Annotated in this window: 15 protein-coding genes; 12 read left to right on the top strand and 3 right to left on the bottom strand. The window is 59.5% G+C overall.

The window, feature by feature from the left end; genetic code table 11:
- Window positions 1-8: 8 nt before the first annotated feature.
- The 3 genes from BM062_RS13155 to BM062_RS13145 form a co-directional block, all read right to left on the bottom strand.
- Window positions 9-1388, bottom strand: a complete 1380-nt coding sequence (locus BM062_RS13155; protein ID WP_092397529.1) for an aspartate aminotransferase family protein — start codon at window positions 1386-1388, stop codon at window positions 9-11.
- A gap of 194 nt (window positions 1389-1582) precedes the next feature.
- Window positions 1583-2509: a 2-hydroxyacid dehydrogenase gene (locus BM062_RS13150; RefSeq protein WP_092397527.1), complete on the bottom strand. Its 927-nt coding sequence runs from the start codon at window positions 2507-2509 to the stop codon at window positions 1583-1585.
- 66 nt (window positions 2510-2575) lie between these two features.
- The gene (locus BM062_RS13145) at window positions 2576-3448 is read right to left on the bottom strand and encodes a GNAT family N-acetyltransferase (RefSeq protein ID WP_092397525.1); all 873 of its coding nucleotides are present in this window, start codon (window positions 3446-3448) and stop codon (window positions 2576-2578) included.
- A gap of 284 nt (window positions 3449-3732) precedes the next feature.
- Between BM062_RS13145 and BM062_RS13140 the strand changes: the two genes are divergently transcribed.
- The 12 genes from BM062_RS13140 to BM062_RS13085 form a co-directional block, all read left to right on the top strand.
- Window positions 3733-5211 (top strand): aldehyde dehydrogenase family protein, encoded by a 1479-nt coding sequence (locus BM062_RS13140; RefSeq protein ID WP_092397523.1) that lies wholly within the window; start codon window positions 3733-3735, stop codon window positions 5209-5211.
- 301 nt (window positions 5212-5512) lie between these two features.
- Complete coding sequence (locus BM062_RS13135; protein ID WP_092397521.1) at window positions 5513-6181, top strand: haloacid dehalogenase type II; 669 nt, start codon at window positions 5513-5515, stop codon at window positions 6179-6181.
- Window positions 6182-6215: 34 nt separating this feature from the next.
- Window positions 6216-7493 carry an NAD(P)/FAD-dependent oxidoreductase gene (locus tag BM062_RS13130; RefSeq protein ID WP_092397519.1) on the top strand — a complete coding sequence of 426 codons (1278 nt, stop codon included), beginning with the start codon at window positions 6216-6218 and terminating at the stop codon, window positions 7491-7493.
- 213 nt (window positions 7494-7706) lie between these two features.
- The gene (locus tag BM062_RS13125) at window positions 7707-9329 is read left to right on the top strand and encodes an ABC transporter substrate-binding protein (RefSeq protein WP_092397750.1); all 1623 of its coding nucleotides are present in this window, start codon (window positions 7707-7709) and stop codon (window positions 9327-9329) included.
- A 139-nt stretch (window positions 9330-9468) separates the two neighbouring features.
- Window positions 9469-10425 carry an ABC transporter permease gene (locus BM062_RS13120; protein WP_092397517.1) on the top strand — a complete coding sequence of 319 codons (957 nt, stop codon included), beginning with the start codon at window positions 9469-9471 and terminating at the stop codon, window positions 10423-10425.
- Window positions 10426-10430: 5 nt separating this feature from the next.
- Complete coding sequence (locus tag BM062_RS13115; RefSeq protein WP_092397748.1) at window positions 10431-11303, top strand: ABC transporter permease; 873 nt, start codon at window positions 10431-10433, stop codon at window positions 11301-11303.
- A 1-nt stretch (window position 11304) separates the two neighbouring features.
- A complete protein-coding gene (locus BM062_RS13110) occupies window positions 11305-13197 on the top strand; it encodes an ABC transporter ATP-binding protein (RefSeq protein ID WP_092397515.1) in 1893 nt (630 codons plus the stop codon).
- Window positions 13194-13511, top strand: a complete 318-nt coding sequence (locus BM062_RS13105; RefSeq protein ID WP_092397513.1) for a (2Fe-2S)-binding protein — start codon at window positions 13194-13196, stop codon at window positions 13509-13511. Before BM062_RS13110 ends, BM062_RS13105 begins: the two co-directional genes overlap by 4 nt.
- Window positions 13493-14869, top strand: coding sequence for an FAD/NAD(P)-dependent oxidoreductase (locus BM062_RS13100; RefSeq protein ID WP_092397511.1), 1377 nt, complete (start codon window positions 13493-13495; stop codon window positions 14867-14869). The genes BM062_RS13105 and BM062_RS13100 overlap by 19 nt, the downstream gene beginning before the upstream one ends.
- A complete protein-coding gene (locus tag BM062_RS13095) occupies window positions 14866-16044 on the top strand; it encodes an NAD(P)/FAD-dependent oxidoreductase (RefSeq protein ID WP_092397509.1) in 1179 nt (392 codons plus the stop codon). Before BM062_RS13100 ends, BM062_RS13095 begins: the two co-directional genes overlap by 4 nt.
- A 464-nt stretch (window positions 16045-16508) precedes the next feature.
- Entirely contained in the window at window positions 16509-17036 is a 528-nt protein-coding gene (locus BM062_RS13090; protein WP_371326584.1) for an energy transducer TonB, read from the top strand.
- A gap of 82 nt (window positions 17037-17118) precedes the next feature.
- Window positions 17119-18034: MotA/TolQ/ExbB proton channel family protein (locus tag BM062_RS13085; RefSeq protein ID WP_092397505.1), on the top strand; the 916-nt coding region annotated here is incomplete at its 3' end.

Raw genomic sequence — 18034 nt, 5'->3', positions numbered from 1 at the left:
TGTACGCCTTAAGCCAGTGCGCTGCGGACGTCCGGCTGCTCAAGCACCTCGTCCAGGATTTTCCTGAGCCGGCTGAACAGTAGCTCGAATTCACCGCTGGTGTAGCTCAGCGCCGGGGCGAATCCAAGGATGTTGTCACCGAAGGCGCGAAAAACCAGGCCACGCCGATAGGCTGCCGCTGCGATCCGTTCCGATAATTTCAATGACGGCTCAAAGCGCCGCTTGCTGGCCTTGTCGGCCACCAGTTCCAGCGCGCCAAGCAAGCCGCGGCTGCGCGCATCGCCGACCAGGGGATGTGCCAGCAGCTCACGCAAACCTTGCTCAAAATGCGGCGCCTGGGCCATGCCATTGGCCAGCAGACCGCCTTCGTGATACAGGCGCAAAACTTCGAGGCCGATGGCAGCGCTGACCGGATGGGCTGAATAGGTTTGCCCATGGCCGACCACCGCTTCTCGTGCGGCGCCGTCGGCGATCGTGTTGTACAACCGGTCCGACATCATCACCGCGCCCATCGGTGCATAACCGGCGGTCAATCCTTTTGCCATGGTCATCAGGTCAGGCTGCACGTTTTCCGCTTCGCAGGCGAATAGCGGGCCGGTGCGGCCGAAGCCGGTGATGACTTCATCCACGACAAACAGGATGTCCAGTTCGCGGCAGGCGGTTTCCATCGCCTTGAGCCAGCCGACCGGAGGCACGATGACGCCGCCCGAGCCCTGGATCGGTTCACAGAAAAATGCCGCTACATTGTCGGCGCCGAGCTGCGCCACCTTGTCGCGCAAGGCCTGCACGGAGCCCTGGATCAGTGCCGCGTTGTCGTTGCCGAGCGGGTTGCGATACGGATAGGGTGAGGCGATATAGTGCTGGTTCGGCAGCGGCAAGTCGAAGTTGAGATGGAAATTGGACAATGCAGTCAATCCGGCGCCAACCGATGACGAACCGTGATAGCCTCGCTCCAGCGAGATGAATTGTTTTTTGAACGGCTGGCCCAGAGAGTTGTAATAATGGGTGATATAGCGCACTGCAGCGTCCACTGCATCCGATCCACCCAGCGTAAAGTAGACATGCTGCAGTGAAGCCGGAGTGAGTGCTACCAGCTTTGCCGCCAGCAAAATGGCAGGCTCGGAACCATAAGAAAAATAGCCGGTGGCGTAAGGCAAGCGCGTCATTTGTTCGGCAGCGACACGTACGATGCTGTCTTGGCCGTAGCCGGTATTGACGCACCACAGGCCGGAGAACGCATCCAGCAATTCATGCCCATGCTGGTCGGTGAGATAGGCGCCGCGCGCCGATTGCAAGATGGCGACACCCTGCTGCTCGTGGCCGCGGAAACTGGTTACTGGATGGATCAGGTGACTACGGTCAAGTGCGACAAGGGTAGAGTTTTGCATAGTGTTTTCCAAGGGAGGCTGTGGCGTGTTCGGCGGCTGTTGCATCGAAAATTGTGCAACCATATTACGTCCGCCAGCGCAGCGTTAGCTTGCAATATGCTTCTCTGAAAGCGGCAAGAATTGGGTATTTCAAGTGCGACGCAACATTTTCTGCGGTCGCTGCCGGTACCGCCATTTTTCTCGCCGGATGTTTTTCAATATCCCCGCCTCCTGTCGACCAGGCCAATCAACGACTGGCCGGCCTGATGGCGGCGAATATTGTCGAGCACGGCTTCGACTGCGCCGGCTGGTTGCGTCATGCTGGCAATGTGGGGAGTAAGCACGATTTCCGGACGACCCCAGAATGGGTGGCCGGCGGGCAGCGGTTCGGTCTCGCAGACATCCAGCGTGGCCGACGACAATTGACCGCTGTCCAACGCTTCCAGCAAATCCGCTTCGACCAGGTGGCCGCCGCGGCCGACGTTGATGATTGCAGCACCGATCGGCAATGCCGCAAATAATTTTCGGTTAAGAATGCCGCGTGTGCTCTCGGTCAGCGGCAGCAGGCAGATCAGGATATCGCTGCACGCCAGGAACGCCGCCAGCTCATCTTCGCCGGCATAGCATGTGATGCCTTCCAGGGTGCGCGCCGAGCGGCTCCAGCCGACGCAGGGAAAACCAAAGTCATGCAGCTTGGCCAGCACGGACTGTCCGAGCACGCCGAGTCCAAGCATGCCGATGCGGCGGCTTGCCGCGGGCTTGACCAAATGCGCCTGCCAGCGCTGTTCGCGTTGCTGCCGGGCGTAAAGGTGGCTTTGCCGATGGATGGCGAGTACCGCGTGTGTGACGTATTCGACCATGCCGTCGGCGATGCCCGGCTCGATCATGCGCACCACCGGGATATGCGGCGGCAACAACGAAAAATCGAATTGATCGATGCCGGCTCCCACCGAAAATACTACTTCGACATTGGGAAACCGGCTTGCCATGTCTTCCGGTGGCAACCAGGCGGCGAGATAACGAACCTGCTCGGCTGCACCGTAGTCTGGCCAGCAGTGAAATGGAATATCCGGTGCTTTTTCGGCGAACAAGCGCGCCCATTCGGCGCCCCGCACCGGGTCCGCCTTATATAGGAAACTCATGTCGTTCCTTGAGGATGAAAGCGTTGCAATTCGCGCTGCTTGCGTTGTGCGTGCCAAGCGTCGCGTTTAGCCGAGCGCCTGGTTGATCAGCGAATACAGTTGCAGGCCGGGATCTTTTTTTGCTGGAGCACCCTTGAGCATGGCGATCACGGTATCGACCCGGGTTAATCCGATTTCGCTCAGCCATTCGCTCAGGCCGCTGGCGTCTGGTACATCAATCCGGATGAAAGATCCTGCGTAAGTGTTGATCCAGTGGCTGATAAGCGCTTTTGCATGGACGGCATCCGGCGCGATAACCGGCCCGATAACGCGGCCATGGCCGAAACGCCGCACCAGTGCAAAACCCAGCATTTCGCCGTCGCGGTCGATGGCGACACCTTCCGCCACATCGTTTAGTGCAGCCAGGAGCTGGCTGCGATCCATGCCGGTAGCGCGCGCGTCAAGTGCTTGCAATCTGGCGATATCGTTGACGCCAAGCGGCCTGATCCGTTCACCCGCAGGTAGCGGAATCAACGGCGACTGCATGGCGGAACCCTGGTGCTGATGCAGTTTTCCGGTGGCGGCAAAGCCCAGCTTTTCATATAGCGGCTGGCCGGCCGGCGTAGCGTGCAGCATGATATTGCGCGAGCCTAGCTCCTGCAACAGCTGCTCCATCAATTGACGCCCCAATCCAAGGCCCTGCTGAGCTGCCTGCACGATAACCATGCCGAGCGTGGCGTAGGCGTTTCCGAAACGCCAGCACAAGGCGCTGCCGACCAGGGCTGGGGGCTGGCCATCGCTCCGCCTCTCTATGGCGAAGCCGTTGCCTAACTGATAAATGAATTGCCAGTCTTCCAGGCTGTGCGGCCATTTCAGCGCCAGCGACAGACGATGACAAGCGGCGAGATCGGTCTCGCCAAGCGGGCGCAGCGTAAATTGGCTGGCAGTTTGTTCTTGCATGGCTTTCTCCTTGTCGATAACTCGCCGGACCTTGCTGCCTGGGTAGGGTGCAGCAAGATTTTTGGTGATTTCTGGTGATAGCGAATGATGCCCTGTTTCTTGCAGCAGGATTCCTCCATCTGCTGCGGAATTACGCAATCTTGTTGCGAGCTGGACTATCGTCTCAGCACAAAATACGCCGTATTCCGGATTAGCATCGGCGTTATGAACAAAACGCATCAGGCGGCGCATAAATCGTCATATGTAACGCCACATTCAGCACCAATTACTCTAAAGGATATTCCATGCAAGATTTTGCCCCGGATCAGGTTGTGGTTAACAGCGCGCATTTCATCGGCGGTGTTTATGTCGATGGCGGCAGCAATCTGATTGACGTGCTGCGCCCATCCGACGGCCATGTCTATGCCGGTTTGCCGGTGGCCGATGCAACGCTGGTGGATTGCGCCGTGGAAAACGCCTGGCATGCATTCAAGACCAGCAATTGGGCTACCCAGCCTCCGCGCGAACGGGCGCGCATCCTGCGCCGCTGGGCCGACCTGATCGAGGCCGACGTTGCCGTGCTGGCGCCAATGGAGGCATTGGGATCGACGCGCCCAATCCGCGATGCCGTCCAGTGGGACGTGCCGTTTACGGCTGAGGGCATCCGTTTTTTTGCAGAATTTGCGGATAAGCACGGCGGCGAAGTCGCGGCGACCCGCAGCGATCACCTGGGGATGACGATCAGCGAGCCCTATGGCGTGGTGGCGGCGATTGCGCCGTGGAATTTTCCACTGGTCATGGCTTCATGGAAAATCGGCCCGGCGTTGGCGGCTGGCAACGCAGTAGTTTTAAAACCCTCGGAAATGACGCCCTATAGCATCTTGCGGGTGGCAGAGCTGGCTATCAAGGCCGGTATTCCCGCAGGAATTTTCAATGTAATACAGGGCAATGGCAGGATCACCGGCGACAGCTTGTGCCGTCATCCCAAGGTGTCGAAAGTCACTTTCACCGGTTCGACTCAGACCGGCGCCGCGATCATGCGGGCTTGTGCCGAAAGCGGCACCAAGCCGGTAACGCTGGAGCTGGGTGGCAAGAGCCCGCAAATCGTGTTTGCCGATGCCCCCGACCTGGACAAGGTAGCGCGTATGGTGGCTGCTGCGATTTCCGGCAATGCCGGCCAGGTCTGCGTTGCCGGCTCGCGCCTGATCGTACAGCGCGGCGCGGCAGAACAAGTTGTAGCCGGCATCGCTCGCTCTTTCGAAGCTTTGCGTGCAGGGCCGACCTGGCAGCAGGCAACCACGCTGGCTCCTATTATTTCCAAGGGCCAGGCCGACCGCATCGACGGCATCGTCAACCGCACCATCGCCGCCGGCGCGCAACTGGTGACGGGCGGCGCGCTGGCGCCGCGCACCGGTAACGGTTCCTATTACTTGCCAACCATCCTGGCCGGCGTCAATAGCGGCATGGAAGCAGTCAACAGTGAAATCTTCGGCCCGGTGCTGACAGTGCAAGTATTCGATGACGACGCCGAAGCGCTGACGCTGGCCGCGCATCCGGATTACGGACTGGCAGCCGGCGTACACACCAGCGACATCGGCCGGGCGCTGCGCTTCGCCCGCACCCTGGAAGCCGGTACGGTGTGGATCAACCGCTACGGACGCACCTCCGATTTCGTGATCCCCACCGGCGGCTACAAGCGCTCTGGCATGGGCAAGGATCTGGGACGGCAGGCATTTGAAGCGAACCTGCGGATCAAGAGCGTGCTGATTGATTTTGCCGAGTAGGACAGGACGCTGGTGTTGATAAATGCCCATCTTTTCGCACCGTGATGGTGAATTTTCGTGGAATTCGCCCTGCCATAGAGCATTGCTGCACTGCTCGGCAAGCTGTGCTGATTGAGCCGCATAAAACAAATGTTTCTGTTTCATGACGGCTTGAAAACGGGAGATTCACAGTATTTTTGTATGGTGTAATCATCTCGTAAACAAGAGATCGGCTAACACCGCCGCCGACCGCACAAGTCTGTTTTCGCCGCCGCCGGGAGCTGTTCCGGAAGCTATTACAACCGTTAGAGGACTACCTTAAATGACCATCTTCAGGCCAAAATTCATTACCTTCGATTGCTACGGCACATTGACCCGCTTCCGGATGGGGGACATGGCAAAAGAATTGTTCGCAGACCGCGTTTCCGCAGCCGATATGCCGATGTTCATACGGCAATTTGCCGCCTATCGCCTCGACGAAGTGCTCGATCAGTGGAAGCCTTATGAAGAAGTGGTGAAGAATGCCGTGAAACGCACCTGCGCCCGTTGGAATATACAAACCACCGAGGAAGAAGCCGGCTTGTTCTATCAGGCAGTGCCGACCTGGGGTCCGCATGCAGATGTGCCGGAACCGTTGGCGCGGGTAGCCAAGGAATTCCCGCTGGTAATTTTTTCGAACGCTTCCGACGACCAGATCCAGCACAACGTCGACAAGCTAGGCGCGCCGTTCCACAAAGTGTTTACCGCACAGCAGGCGCAAGCCTACAAGCCGCGCCTGCGCGCTTTTGAATACATGCTGGATAACCTGAACTGCAATCCGGAAGATGTGCTGCACGTTTCGTCCAGCCTGCGTTACGACTTGATGCCGGCCAGCGACATGGGCATCAAGAACAAGGTATTCGTGGCGCGCGGCCATGAACCATCGACGCCACACTACGGTTATACCGAAATCACCGATATCGGCGGTTTGCCTGGCGTAGTCGGTCTTTGAACCGCATCCCCGCCACCGTCTTGTCAGGAATCGCATGAAACTGGAATCTTATTGGCTAGACACGGCGCCAAGGTTTTCCGCCGGCGCCGAGGGGGCGGTGCCGGAGAAAGCCGACGTCGTTATCGTTGGCGGTGGTTTTACCGGCTTGTCGGCGGCATTGGCGTTGAGCCGCAAGAATCTGTCGGTGGTGCTGCTGGAGGCGGGACAGGTGGCCGGTGAAGCATCAGGCCGCAACGGCGGCCAGTGCAATGGCGGCCTGGCGCACGATTTTTCCGAGCTGGCTATGCGCATTGGCAAGGATAAAGCCAAAGAGTTGTACCAGTCGTTTGTGAGCGCTGTCGACACGGTGGAAAAAATTGTCGTCGATGAAAAACTTGATTGCGACTTTAAGCGTTGCGGCAAGTTGAAGGTTGCTGCCAAGCCGGAACACTATGCCAAATTACAGCAGGTCTATAGCGACCTGATCGACGACGTCGATCCGCAATTGGCTCTGGTTGCGCCGCAAGACATTGCACGGGAAGTCGGCGGCAACGGTTTTTATGGCGGTTTGCTGCAAAAGACTAGTGCGCAATTGCATGTCGGTAAGTTTGGCGTGGGTTTGGCGGATGCCGCAGCCCGCCATGGCGCCCGCATTTTCGAATCGGCCGAGGTTACCCGGCTCGAACAATTATCCGGGCAGGCTTACCGCGTGCATAGCAGCAGAGGCACGGTGGAAGCGAAACAGGTGTTGCTGGCTTGCGGCGGTTGCGGCACCGGGCCGTTTGCGTATTTCCGGCGGCGCCTGGTACCGGTCGGCAGTTTCATTATCGTCACTGAGACCTTGCCGCAAGCGTTGCTGGACGTGATTGTCCCGGGCCAGCGGAATTATGTGACAACCAAGAACATCGGCAATTATTTCCGCATTACGCCGGATCACCGCTTGTTGTTCGGCGGCCGGGCGCGCTTTGCCGTGTCCAATCCACGCTCGGACCAGAAGAGCGGGGCATTGCTGCAGGCGGCGATGGTCGAGATGTTTCCGGCATTGCGCGACACGCGCATCGATTATTGCTGGGGCGGTTCGGTCGATATGTCGGCCGATCGCTTGCCGCGCGCAGGTACTCACAATGACCTGTTCTACTCGCTCGGCTACAGCGGCCATGGGGTGCAGATGGCGGTCCACATGGGCCAGGCCATGGCTGATGTGATGATGGGAAACCCGCAATCCAATCCCTGGCGGGAAATGCGCTGGCCGCCGATTCCCGGCCATTTCGGCAAGCCCTGGTTTTTGCCGCTGGTAGGCGCGTACTACCAGTTGCGCGACAAATTGAGTTGAGCGCCTGCTCCGTGCCGGCTCTACGCCGGCTTTAATAAAAAGCTGTTGGCAGCGGCATGTTAATTGCTAGTTTAGTTGTAAAGCGATGTTGCAATCAGGCTCGGCCACCGCAGGCTGTTCATATATCGATGAGCAGGGGGAGAGCGTAAAAAAAACGCTGACCGGAGGTAAGGTTGGTCATATCATTTTTTTGATTTTTTGGGCGAGGCTATCATGACAACGAATAAATTCGAGCAGGACAAAGCGAGCGGTCAATCCAGCGTCGGGGAGCAACTGGAAAGCGCACACACCGGCTTTACGCGGCGCGACATGATGCGCACGGTATTGGCCGGCAGCATGATGGTGGGTACCGCTGGCAGCATGCTGGCGGTGGCCGGGAATGCTTATGCACAGACGCCGCGGCGCGGTGGCAAGATCAAGATCGCGACGCAGTCCAGCTCCACCGCCGATACCCTCGATCCGGCCAAGGCGGCGCTTTCCACCGATTACACCCGGGTCAACATGTTCTATAACGGCTTGACCACGCTGGATGCCAAACTGGCGCCGCAAATGGTGCTGGCGGAAGAAATCAATACCAGCGACGCCACGCTGTGGACTATCAAGCTGCGCAGCGGCGTTCGTTTCCATGACGGCAAGCCCTTGACTCCCGCCGACGTGGTGTATTCATTGATGCGCCACAAGGATCCGGCGACGGCATCGAAGGCCAAGGCGCTCGCCGACCAGTTCGAATCGATCAAAGCCAGCGGCCCCAACGAAGTACAGATCAAGCTGACCGGCCCGAATGCTGACTTGCCGGTAATCCTGGCCACCGCTCAGTTCCTGATCATCAAGGACGGCACCACCACATTCACCACGGCAAACGGAACCGGCGCCTTCAAGTGCAAGGAATTCACGCCGGGCGTGCGCACCGTCGGCGTTCGCAACGAAGAATACTGGAAGTCCGGCAAACCGTACCTGGACGAAGTCGAACTGTTCGGCATTCCAGACGAAGCAGCGCGCATCAATGCGCTGCTGTCCGGCGACGTGCACTGGATCAATGAAGTAAATCCGCGCTCGACCCAACGCGTCAAGTCGAGCCCTGGTTATACCGTACTGGAAACCAAATCCGGCCTTTACACCGACCTGGTCATCCGCCAGGATGTGGCGCCAGGCAAGAGCAACGATTTCACGCTCGGCATGAAATACCTGATGGATCGCGAACAGATCAAGACTGCCGCCTTCCGCGGCTATGCCGTGATCGGCAACGATCAGCCTATCGATCCGACCAACCGCTTTCATTTCGCCGGCTTGCCGCAACGCCCATACGATCCGGATAAGGCCAAGTTCCATTTGCAGAAGGCCGGCGTGATCGGCAGCACCATTCCGCTGGTGGCCACGGTTGCCGCCGCCGGTTCGGTCGACATGGCGCTGTTGATGCAGCAATCGGCGCAGAAGATCGGCCTGAAGCTGGATGTCAAGCGCATGCCTGCCGACGGTTACTGGTCCAATCAATGGATGAAAGTACCGCTCGGTTTCGGCAACATCAATCCGCGTCCTAGCGCTGACATCCTGTTCACCCAGTTCTTCAAGTCGGATTCCGCGTGGAACGAGTCGGGCTGGAAGAACGATCAGTTCGATCAATTGCTGGTGGCGGCGCGGGCCCAGACCGATTTCGCCAAGCGCAAACAGATGTATGCTGACATGCAGGTACTGGTGCATGAAAAATGCGGGATCGGGGTTCCGGTGTTTATCGTCAACCTGGAAGGCGTCAGCAGCAAGATCAAAGGTATCCAGCCAATTCCTCTGGGGGCGTTCATGAACTACACCGCTGCCGAATATGTCTGGCTGGAAGCCTGAGGTTCTGCTTCAAAAAGACGCAAGGCGTGTTTGTGGCCGCATGCCTGCAGCAGATTATGGCTGAGAACAACATTCGTCAGGTTGCAACTGCATGGCAGTCTAGCGCTGCAGCCGGGCGGATGTCAGAAAGGAAGATGTAATGAACGGCACGGTCGGACGTCTTATTATCAACCGGCTCGGCCTCGGAATATTGACATTGCTGCTAGTGTCGATCGGGGTCTTTTTGATTACCAACCTGTTGCCCGGCGATGCGGCGCAAGCGGCGCTCGGCCAGTCGGCAACACCGGAAACCGTGGCCGCACTGCGTTTGCAGTTCGGTCTGGATCAACCGGCGCCAGTGCGCTATTTCTACTGGCTGAGTGGATTATTATCCGGTAATCCGGGGATTTCACTGGTCAACAACGTGCCGGTAGCGCAGCTGATTGCCGGCCGCCTGCCCAGTTCTCTGCTGCTGGCGGCCGTGACTGCCGCAGTGTCGGTGCCGATTGCGCTGACACTGGGAATTACCTCCGCCATGTATCGCGGCTCCCTTTTCGATCGCGTGATCAGCGTCGGTTCAGTATCGATGGTGTCGGTACCGGAATTTCTGGTGGCAACCATTGCCGTGATGATATTTGCGGTCAAGCTGCGCTGGCTATCGGCGCTTTCACACACTGCCGATATCGCTTCGGCCGGCCAGTTCCTGAAGGCATACGCGATGCCGGTGCTTACCTTGTGCTGCGTGATCGTGGCGCAGATGTCCCGCATGACACGGGCCGCAGTCATTGATCAGTTGAGTTCTTCCTATGTCGAGATGGCCGCACTCAAAGGCGCCCGGCCAACCCGCATCGTGCTGAGCCATGCTTTGCCGAATGCTATCGGGCCGATTGCCAATGCGGTGGCGCTGAGCCTGTCTTACCTGCTGGGCGGGGTAATCATCGTCGAATCCATTTTCAACTATCCCGGCATCGCCAGCCTGATGATCGATGCCGTCACAACCCGCGACATGCCGCTGGTGCAAGCCTGCGCGATGATTTTCTGTTGCGCCTATCTGCTGCTGGTGCTGGCCGCAGACATCTGCGCGATCGTCTCCAATCCAAGGTTGAGGAACCGGTGAATACCATGCCTAACTCCAATGTCGTCGTCGCCGACAAATTGCCGCCGCCGTCGCCGGCAGCGAAGCCGCGCCGTTTTTCGATATCCATCCTTGGCCTGATCGGCCTGTGCATCGTGGTTTTCTGGCTATTGATGGCCGTGATCGGACCAACCATCTCGCCTTACGACGCCGGACAGATTGTGGATGCCGATGTCTTCGGCAGCCTCAGCAGGAAATTATTGCTGGGCAGCGACTACCTCGGCCGCGATATGCTCAGCCGGATTCTGTTCGGCACCCGTTACACCATCGGCCTGGCGCTGGCGGCGACGCTCCTGGCTTGCTCGATAGGCACCGGATTGGCGCTGTGCGCGGCGCTGGCCGGCGGTTGGGTCGACGCCGTCATGAGCCGCACGCTGGATGCTCTGATTTCGATTCCGAGCAAGATGTTTGCATTGATGATGGTGGCCTCTTTCGGTTCTTCGCCTGAGTTGCTGATCATTACGGCAGCCATCACTTACATGCCGGGTTCCTACCGGATTTCGCGCGCGCTGGCGGTGAATGTGCAAACCATGGAATACGTTCAGGCTGCCCGTGCTCGCGGCGAGGGTGCACTGTATATCACTTGCATCGAGATGCTGCCGAACATGATCCGTCCGGTGCTGGCTGACGCCGGCTTGCGCTTCGTGTTCGTGGTGTTGCTGCTGAGCGGCCTGAGTTTTCTTAGCTTGGGGGTCCAGCCGCCGGATGCCGACTGGGGCTCGCTGGTGCGGGAAAACATTGCCGGCCTGGGCGAGGGCGCTCCTGCCGTCATCATGCCGGCGCTGGCGATTGCGACGCTGACCATCGGTGTCAACCTGTTGATCGATAATTTGCGTGGCAAGCGCTCCAGGAAGGATTGATATGAACAAGAACGCCAAAGCCAACGTCAAAACCGGCGACAGTGATCTGGTCAAGGTTTCCGGCTTGCGGGTAGTCGCCACCAAAGACAGCGGCGACGATGTGGTGATCGTCAAGGATGTGGATTTTTCGGTTGCGCGCGGTGAAGTGCTGGCGCTGATCGGCGAATCGGGTTCCGGCAAGACCACCATCGCGCTGTCGCTGCTGGGTTATGCCCGTGCCGGTTGTCGTATCGTCGGCGGCAGCATTCGAGTCGGCCAGCGTGAGCTGTTGAGCATGACTCGGGCCGAGTTGTCGCACATGCGCGGCCGCGACGTCGCCTATATCGCCCAGAGCGCAGCAGCGGCTTTCAATCCGTCGAAAACGCTGATGGACCAGGTTATCGAAAGTGCGCTGATCCACAAGACCATGACACGTGCCCAGGCCGAAGCCAAGGCGGTCGGCCTGTTCCGTTCTCTGGCATTGCCTGATCCTGAAAACATTGGCAAGCGTTATCCGCATCAGGTTTCGGGCGGTCAGCTGCAGCGCCTGATGGCGGCGATGGCGCTGATTACCGATCCCGAACTGGTGATCCTGGACGAGCCGACCACGGCGCTCGATGTGACGACGCAGATCGAAGTGCTGCGTGCCTTCAAGAATGTGGTCAAGGAACTCGGCACCACCGCCGTCTATGTCTCGCATGACCTGGCAGTGGTGGCGCAAATGGCGGATCGCATCGTGGTGCTGCGCGACGGCCAGATCCGCGAGGTCGGCAGTACCGGTCAGATTCTGACCGCGCCCGAGAATACCTATACCCAGAGCCTGCTGGCGGCTGCCGCACCGGCAGCACGCGGGCAACTGCCGCTGGCGCCGGAGCAGGAACAGGAACAGGATGCGCCGTTGTTGCGCATACGGGGCCTGATTGCAGGTTATGGCCGGCCGGACAACAAGGGATTGCCGTCGGTACGGATTCTGGATGACATCAATTTGACGATACGGCGCGGCACCACCATCGGCATTATCGGCGAATCCGGCTCTGGCAAGACCACGCTGGCGCGCACCGTGGCAGGCCTGGTGGCGCCGGCGCGCGGCAGTATCACGCTCGACGGCGAACCGCTGCCGCCAACCCTGCAGGGCCGCAGCCGAGAGCAGTTCCGGCGGGTACAGATCGTGTTCCAGAATGCCGACACCGCGCTCAATCCGGCGCACACCATAGGCCGCATGCTGGCGCGGCCGCTGGCTTTTTATCATGGGCTTGACGGCAACGCGAAACGCAAGCGCATCGCCCAGTTGCTGGATCTGGTGCAACTGCCAGGCAGTGTCATCGACCGCTTGCCGGGCGAACTTTCGGGTGGGCAGAAGCAGCGTGCCAACCTGGCGCGGGCGCTGGCGGCCAATCCCGATCTGATCCTGTGCGACGAGGTAACCTCGGCGCTGGATACGGTAGTCGGCGCGGCGATCCTGGATTTGCTGGCCGAACTGCGGCGCGAGTTGAATGTGTCTCTTATGTTTATCAGCCATGACATCAGCACCGTGCGCGCCATTTGCGACGACATCGTGGTTCTGTATGCCGGCCGCATGGTTGCCAAGCGGCCGCGTGAAGCGATGATGGCGCCTCCATATCATCCGTATTCGCATCTGTTGCTGTCGTCCGTGCCGGCGCTCAAGCAGGGCTGGCTAGAGCAGGTATGCGGCCGCGTGCCGCAGGATCTGCCGGCCATCGGCGAGGTGGCGTCTTCGCCCGATATCTGTGCTTTCCTGCACCGTTGTTCGCTGCGCGTCGATGGCACTTGTAATGTAGTGCCGCCGCTGCGGCGCTCGCTGGAGCACGGCGGCGAGATTCTTTGCCATCGCACCGATACCGATTTGCAGCATTTGCAACAACCGTTGATTGCAGTCGAAGGTGTAACGGTATGAACAGCAGCAACACACGTTTTGTCAGGCTCGGCGAAACCGAGCGTGAAAAGATCGTATTTCTGATCAACGATAAGCCGGCCGAAGCGTTGCAGGGCGATACGCTGATGGTGGCGATCTTGAACAATATCGATCATTTGCGCCAGTCTGAATTCGGCGATGGCAAGCGTTCCGGTTTTTGCCTGATGGGAGCCTGCCAGGATTGCTGGGTCTGGACTGCTGCCGGTGGCCGCCTGCGCGCCTGTTCGACGCTGGTCAGCGAAGGAATGCAAATATCAACCCGTCAACCGGAGCTGACATGGCCCAACCTCGCGTAGTGATTGTCGGCGCCGGCCCGGCAGGGGTGCGCTGCGCCGAACAGTTCGTCAAGGCAGGCTTGCGGCCCACCGTGATCGATGAGGGCCGCCGCGACGGTGGCCAGATCTATCGCCGCCAGCCGGAAAATTTCAAACGTCCGTATGGTACTTTGTACGGAACAGAGGCCGGGCGCGCCGAGTCGCTGCATCGCAGCTTCGACGCCTTGCGTGGTGCGATTGATTACCTGCCGGAAACGCTGGCCTGGAATGTCAGCGAGGGCCGCATACACTTGGTCAGAAATGGCCATGTGAGTAGCCTGGCGTATGAAATCCTGGTGCTGTGCACCGGCGCCACCGACCGCCTGATGCCGCTCAAGGGTTGGCATTTCGCCGGCACCTACAGCCTCGGCGCGGCGCAGGTTGCGCTGAAATCTCAAGCTTGCTCGGTTGGCCGCGAAGTCGTGTTTCTCGGCAGCGGACCGCTGCTGTATCTGGTAGCGAGCCAATATATCAAAGCCGGCGCCAAAGTGGCGGCAGTGCTGGATACGTCGAGTTTCTGGCAGCAGCTGAGTGCAATGCCAAAATTGATGGCGCGCCCTTCGCTGCTGAAAAAGGGCGTGTTGCTGGTTGCGGCGATCAAGCGCGCCGGGGTGCCGGTGCTGAACGGCGTGACGCCGCTGGAAATTATCGGCGATGCGGATAAGGGCGTGCGGGCGGTCAGCTATCGTCAAGCCAATGGAGAAACCGCCAGCATATCTTGCGATGCGGTGGCGATGGGTTATCACCTGCGGGCTGAAACCCAGTTGGCCGATCTCGCGCGTTGCGAATTTGCTTTTGATCATGCTTCACGGCAGTGGTTGCCGAGAACAGGCGAAGACGGCCGAAGTTCTGTGCCCGGCGTGTATCTGGCCGGCGACGGCGTACGCATTCTCGGTGCCGACGGCGCCGAAAATGCCGGCCGCCTGGCAGCGCTGGCAGCGCTTGCCGATTGCGGTCACACGGTGGACCAGCCAGAGTTCGCAGCGTTGCGTAAGCAACAGCTGGCGATGGAACGTTTCCGCCAGGGTTTGCTACAGGCATTTCCCTGGCCGGCACGGCAAGCGGCCAGTTTGCCCGATGAGGCAATTGTCTGCCGCTGTGAATGCATCACCGCCGGTGAGTTGCGGCACGCGGTGTCTGGCATGGGGGCTGTTGAAGCAAATCGCGCCAAGGCTTTCAGCCGAGTCGGCATGGGCCGTTGCCAGGGACGTTATTGCGGTCATGCCGGCGCCGAAGTGATTGCGGCGGCAGCTGGCATTCCGATTGCAGAGGTCGGCCGTTTGCGGGCGCAAGCGCCGGTCAAGCCGCTGGCGTTCAGCGTTGTAGAGGATGCGCCATGACGACCCGGCAGGCGGATGTGATTATCGTAGGTGGCGGCATCATGGGCAGCGCCACTGCTTTTTTCCTGCGTCAGCGCGGACGCTCTGTGATATTGCTGGAACGCGGACTGTTGGGGCAGCAAGCCAGCGGCACCAATTTCGGCAATGTGCGGCGGCAAGGGCGCTTCTTGCCGCAGCTGCCGCTGGCCAATCGCTCGCTGGACATCTGGCGGCGGCTACCGCAGCTGATTGGTGAAGATGTGGAGTTTTTACCCTCCGGCCATATCCGCGTCTGCTATGGCCAGGATAGGGTCGGCATGCTGGAGGAGTATGCACTTGCTGCGCGTACTTACGGCCTCGACCTGGAAATGTTCGCCGGCGAACGGATGCGCGCACGTTTCCCATTCCTGGGGCCGGAGGTCGGCGCAGCGTCGTATTCGCCGCTCGACGGCCATGCCAATCCACGCCTGGCGGCGCCGGCGTTCGGTCGTGCCGCAGCAAAAAACGGCGCGCAGATTTTCGAGAATACCGAAGTGGACGCGATAACCAGGCAGGGCGACGATTTTCTTGTCAGCGCCACCGACGGCCGCTTGTTTAAGGCGCCGGCGATGCTGGTGGCGGCGGGAGCCTGGGCCGACAAGCTGTGCCTGCAATTCGACGAACCGGTCGACCTGGTTGCGCGCGGTCCGCAAATGGGGGTTACCGAACCGGTGCCGTATGGTTTGAAGACGGTGGTGGGAGTGACTTCGCCGCGTGACGAAGAGATTTTGTACTTCCGCCAGATCCCGCGCGGCAACATCATCTTCGGCGGCGGTGGCCGTGGTCCTGCTTACCCGGATCTGCGGCGTGCCTACGTGATGCCGAAGAATACCTTGAACCAGTTAAGGCAGTTGCAGCGGCTGGCGCCGGCGCTGGCGAATTTGAATGTAATCCGGGTGTGGAGCGGCGTTGAAAGTTATATGCCGGACGACCTGCCGGTCATGGGGCCGAGTGCCCGGGTCAGCGGCTTGCATTACGCATTCGGCTTTTGCGGACATGGCTTCCAGCTTGGCCCGGGAGTTGGCGATGTGATGGCGGAGCTGATCGATACCGGACGTACCACGACACCTATAGAACCGTTCTTGATCAGCCGGTTTTCAAAGCAGATGCCCGCTCAGGCTGAATTGATCTTGGATAAGTTTGTTGAGCAGGAGTGAGCGCTCTGTTTTTCACCTACTCGTAATCAATGAACATCCCGATCGCAATGCAGAGTGACTGACGGTTTCTCGCACTCTCGTGGTGAGTTTTAACAGAATCCGCACCGTTTCCATTCAACGGTGACCTCTGCAGCAAGCCATGCTGGCGCTAGCGCCAAAAACCATGGATTGTGTTCCGCGAGATTGATAAAACAAGATATTTGTGCATTCTCACCATGGTGTAATCCATTTCAGAAGATACAGTTTTCGACGGGCAGCAATGTGTTTCGTCGAGTTTGTGGAATTGCCGATCTCCGCGGCCTGGCCGTTGAGGGCGGACTTTGATAGTCAAGGAGGCAGGTATGAATTTTGCGCAGGATGGAAAAAGCCCTCCCAGGAATCTAGTTGGCATCGGCGTGGTCGTTGTTTTGCATGTTCTTCTGGTTTATGGACTTCTTACAGGGCTTGCCCGTAAGGTTGTAGAAGTGATCCAGCAGCCGGTCGAGACCAAGATCATCGAAGAGTTCAAGCCGCCGCCGCCGCCGCCGCCGGACCAGGTGGTGCCGCCGCCGCCAAAATCGGTCGCGCCGCCACCGCCGTTCGTTCCTCCGCCAGAAGTAAAAGTAACGCCGCCGCCGCAGGATAATGTGATTGCCGCGGTGACCAATGTCAAACCGCCGTCCAACGACCTGCCGACTTCGGTGGCGCAGCCGTCGGCTGCCGGCGAGGCTGGGCCGGCGCACACCAGCGCCAAGATTGCAGGAAATTGCGAGAAGCCGGAATACCCGCGGTCGTCCTTGCGCAACGAAGAAGAGGGCATGGTGACGGTCAAGCTGACCATCGGCGCCGACGGCAACGTCCTTGATTCTGCGGTTGAAAAAAGCAGCGGTTTCAAGGACCTGGACCGGGCCACGGTAAAAGCGTGGAGCCTGTGCCATTTCAGCCCCGCCATGGCCGATGGCAAAGCGGTGCAGTCGTCGACCAGGATGCAGTATGTCTGGAAGCTCGAGTAGGCGCGGATAAGCGCAAATGCGCACAAATACACCATCACGTCGCGATTGCGGCAATCTACTTTCTAAATTTTGGAGCATCAGCATGCCTATCACTCGTAACCGCCTGTCCGCCCTTGCCACTGCCCTGATGATCTCCGCCGCGACGATCTCGGCGCCACTGGCAGCAATCGCCCAAACACCAGCCGCCGCATCGGCTCCAGCAGCGTCGGCACCAGCAGCCTCAGATGCGCCGAAAGCGGCCGACACTGCTGCAGCGGCATCGCTGGCAGATAGCCCAACCCCGCCGCCACAGCCGGCAGCCAAGGAAACCGTGGACAATCCGTACGGCCTGGACGCCCTGTGGAAAGGCGGCGACTTCGTCGCCCGCGGCACCCTGATCATCCTGGTGCTGATGTCGATGGGCAGCTGGTACATCATCATCACCAAGCTGATCGAGCAGGTGAAACTGATGGGCCAGGCAAAAAATGCACAAAAGACATTCTGGAAAGCCGCTAGCGTCGAGGCAGGCGTGGCCGGCCTCAAGCCAAACAGCGCTTACCGCTTCATCGCCCAAAACGGCGTGAATTCGACCCAGCACCATGACGGCGCGCTGCTGGAGCAGATCGACCTGAATACCTGGGTGACGATGTCGATCCAGCGTTCGGTGGAGAAAGTCCAAAGCCGCCTGCAAGACGGCCTGGCATTCCTGGCAACTGTCGGTTCGACCGCGCCGTTCGTCGGCCTGTTCGGTACCGTCTGGGGTATTTACCACGCGCTGACCGCGATCGGTATCGCCGGCCAGGCGTCGATCGACAAGGTTGCCGGTCCGGTCGGTGAAGCGCTGATCATGACCGCGATCGGTCTGGCAGTGGCTGTGCCTGCGGTGCTGGGCTACAACTGGCTGGTTCGCCGCAACAAGAGCGCGATGGAAGAAATCCGCTCGTTCAGCGCCGACCTGCACTCGGTCCTGCTGAGCGGCGTGATGTCCTCGAGCTCGGCGGTCCAGGTTGCCCACATCA

It is taken from the genome of Collimonas sp. OK412 (genome assembly GCF_900112135.1).
GTDB classification, from domain to species: Bacteria; Pseudomonadota; Gammaproteobacteria; order Burkholderiales; family Burkholderiaceae_D; genus Collimonas; species Collimonas rhizosphaerae.
Note: the sequence above shows the minus strand (reverse complement) of the source record. Positions and strands in the feature narration are given on the sequence as shown.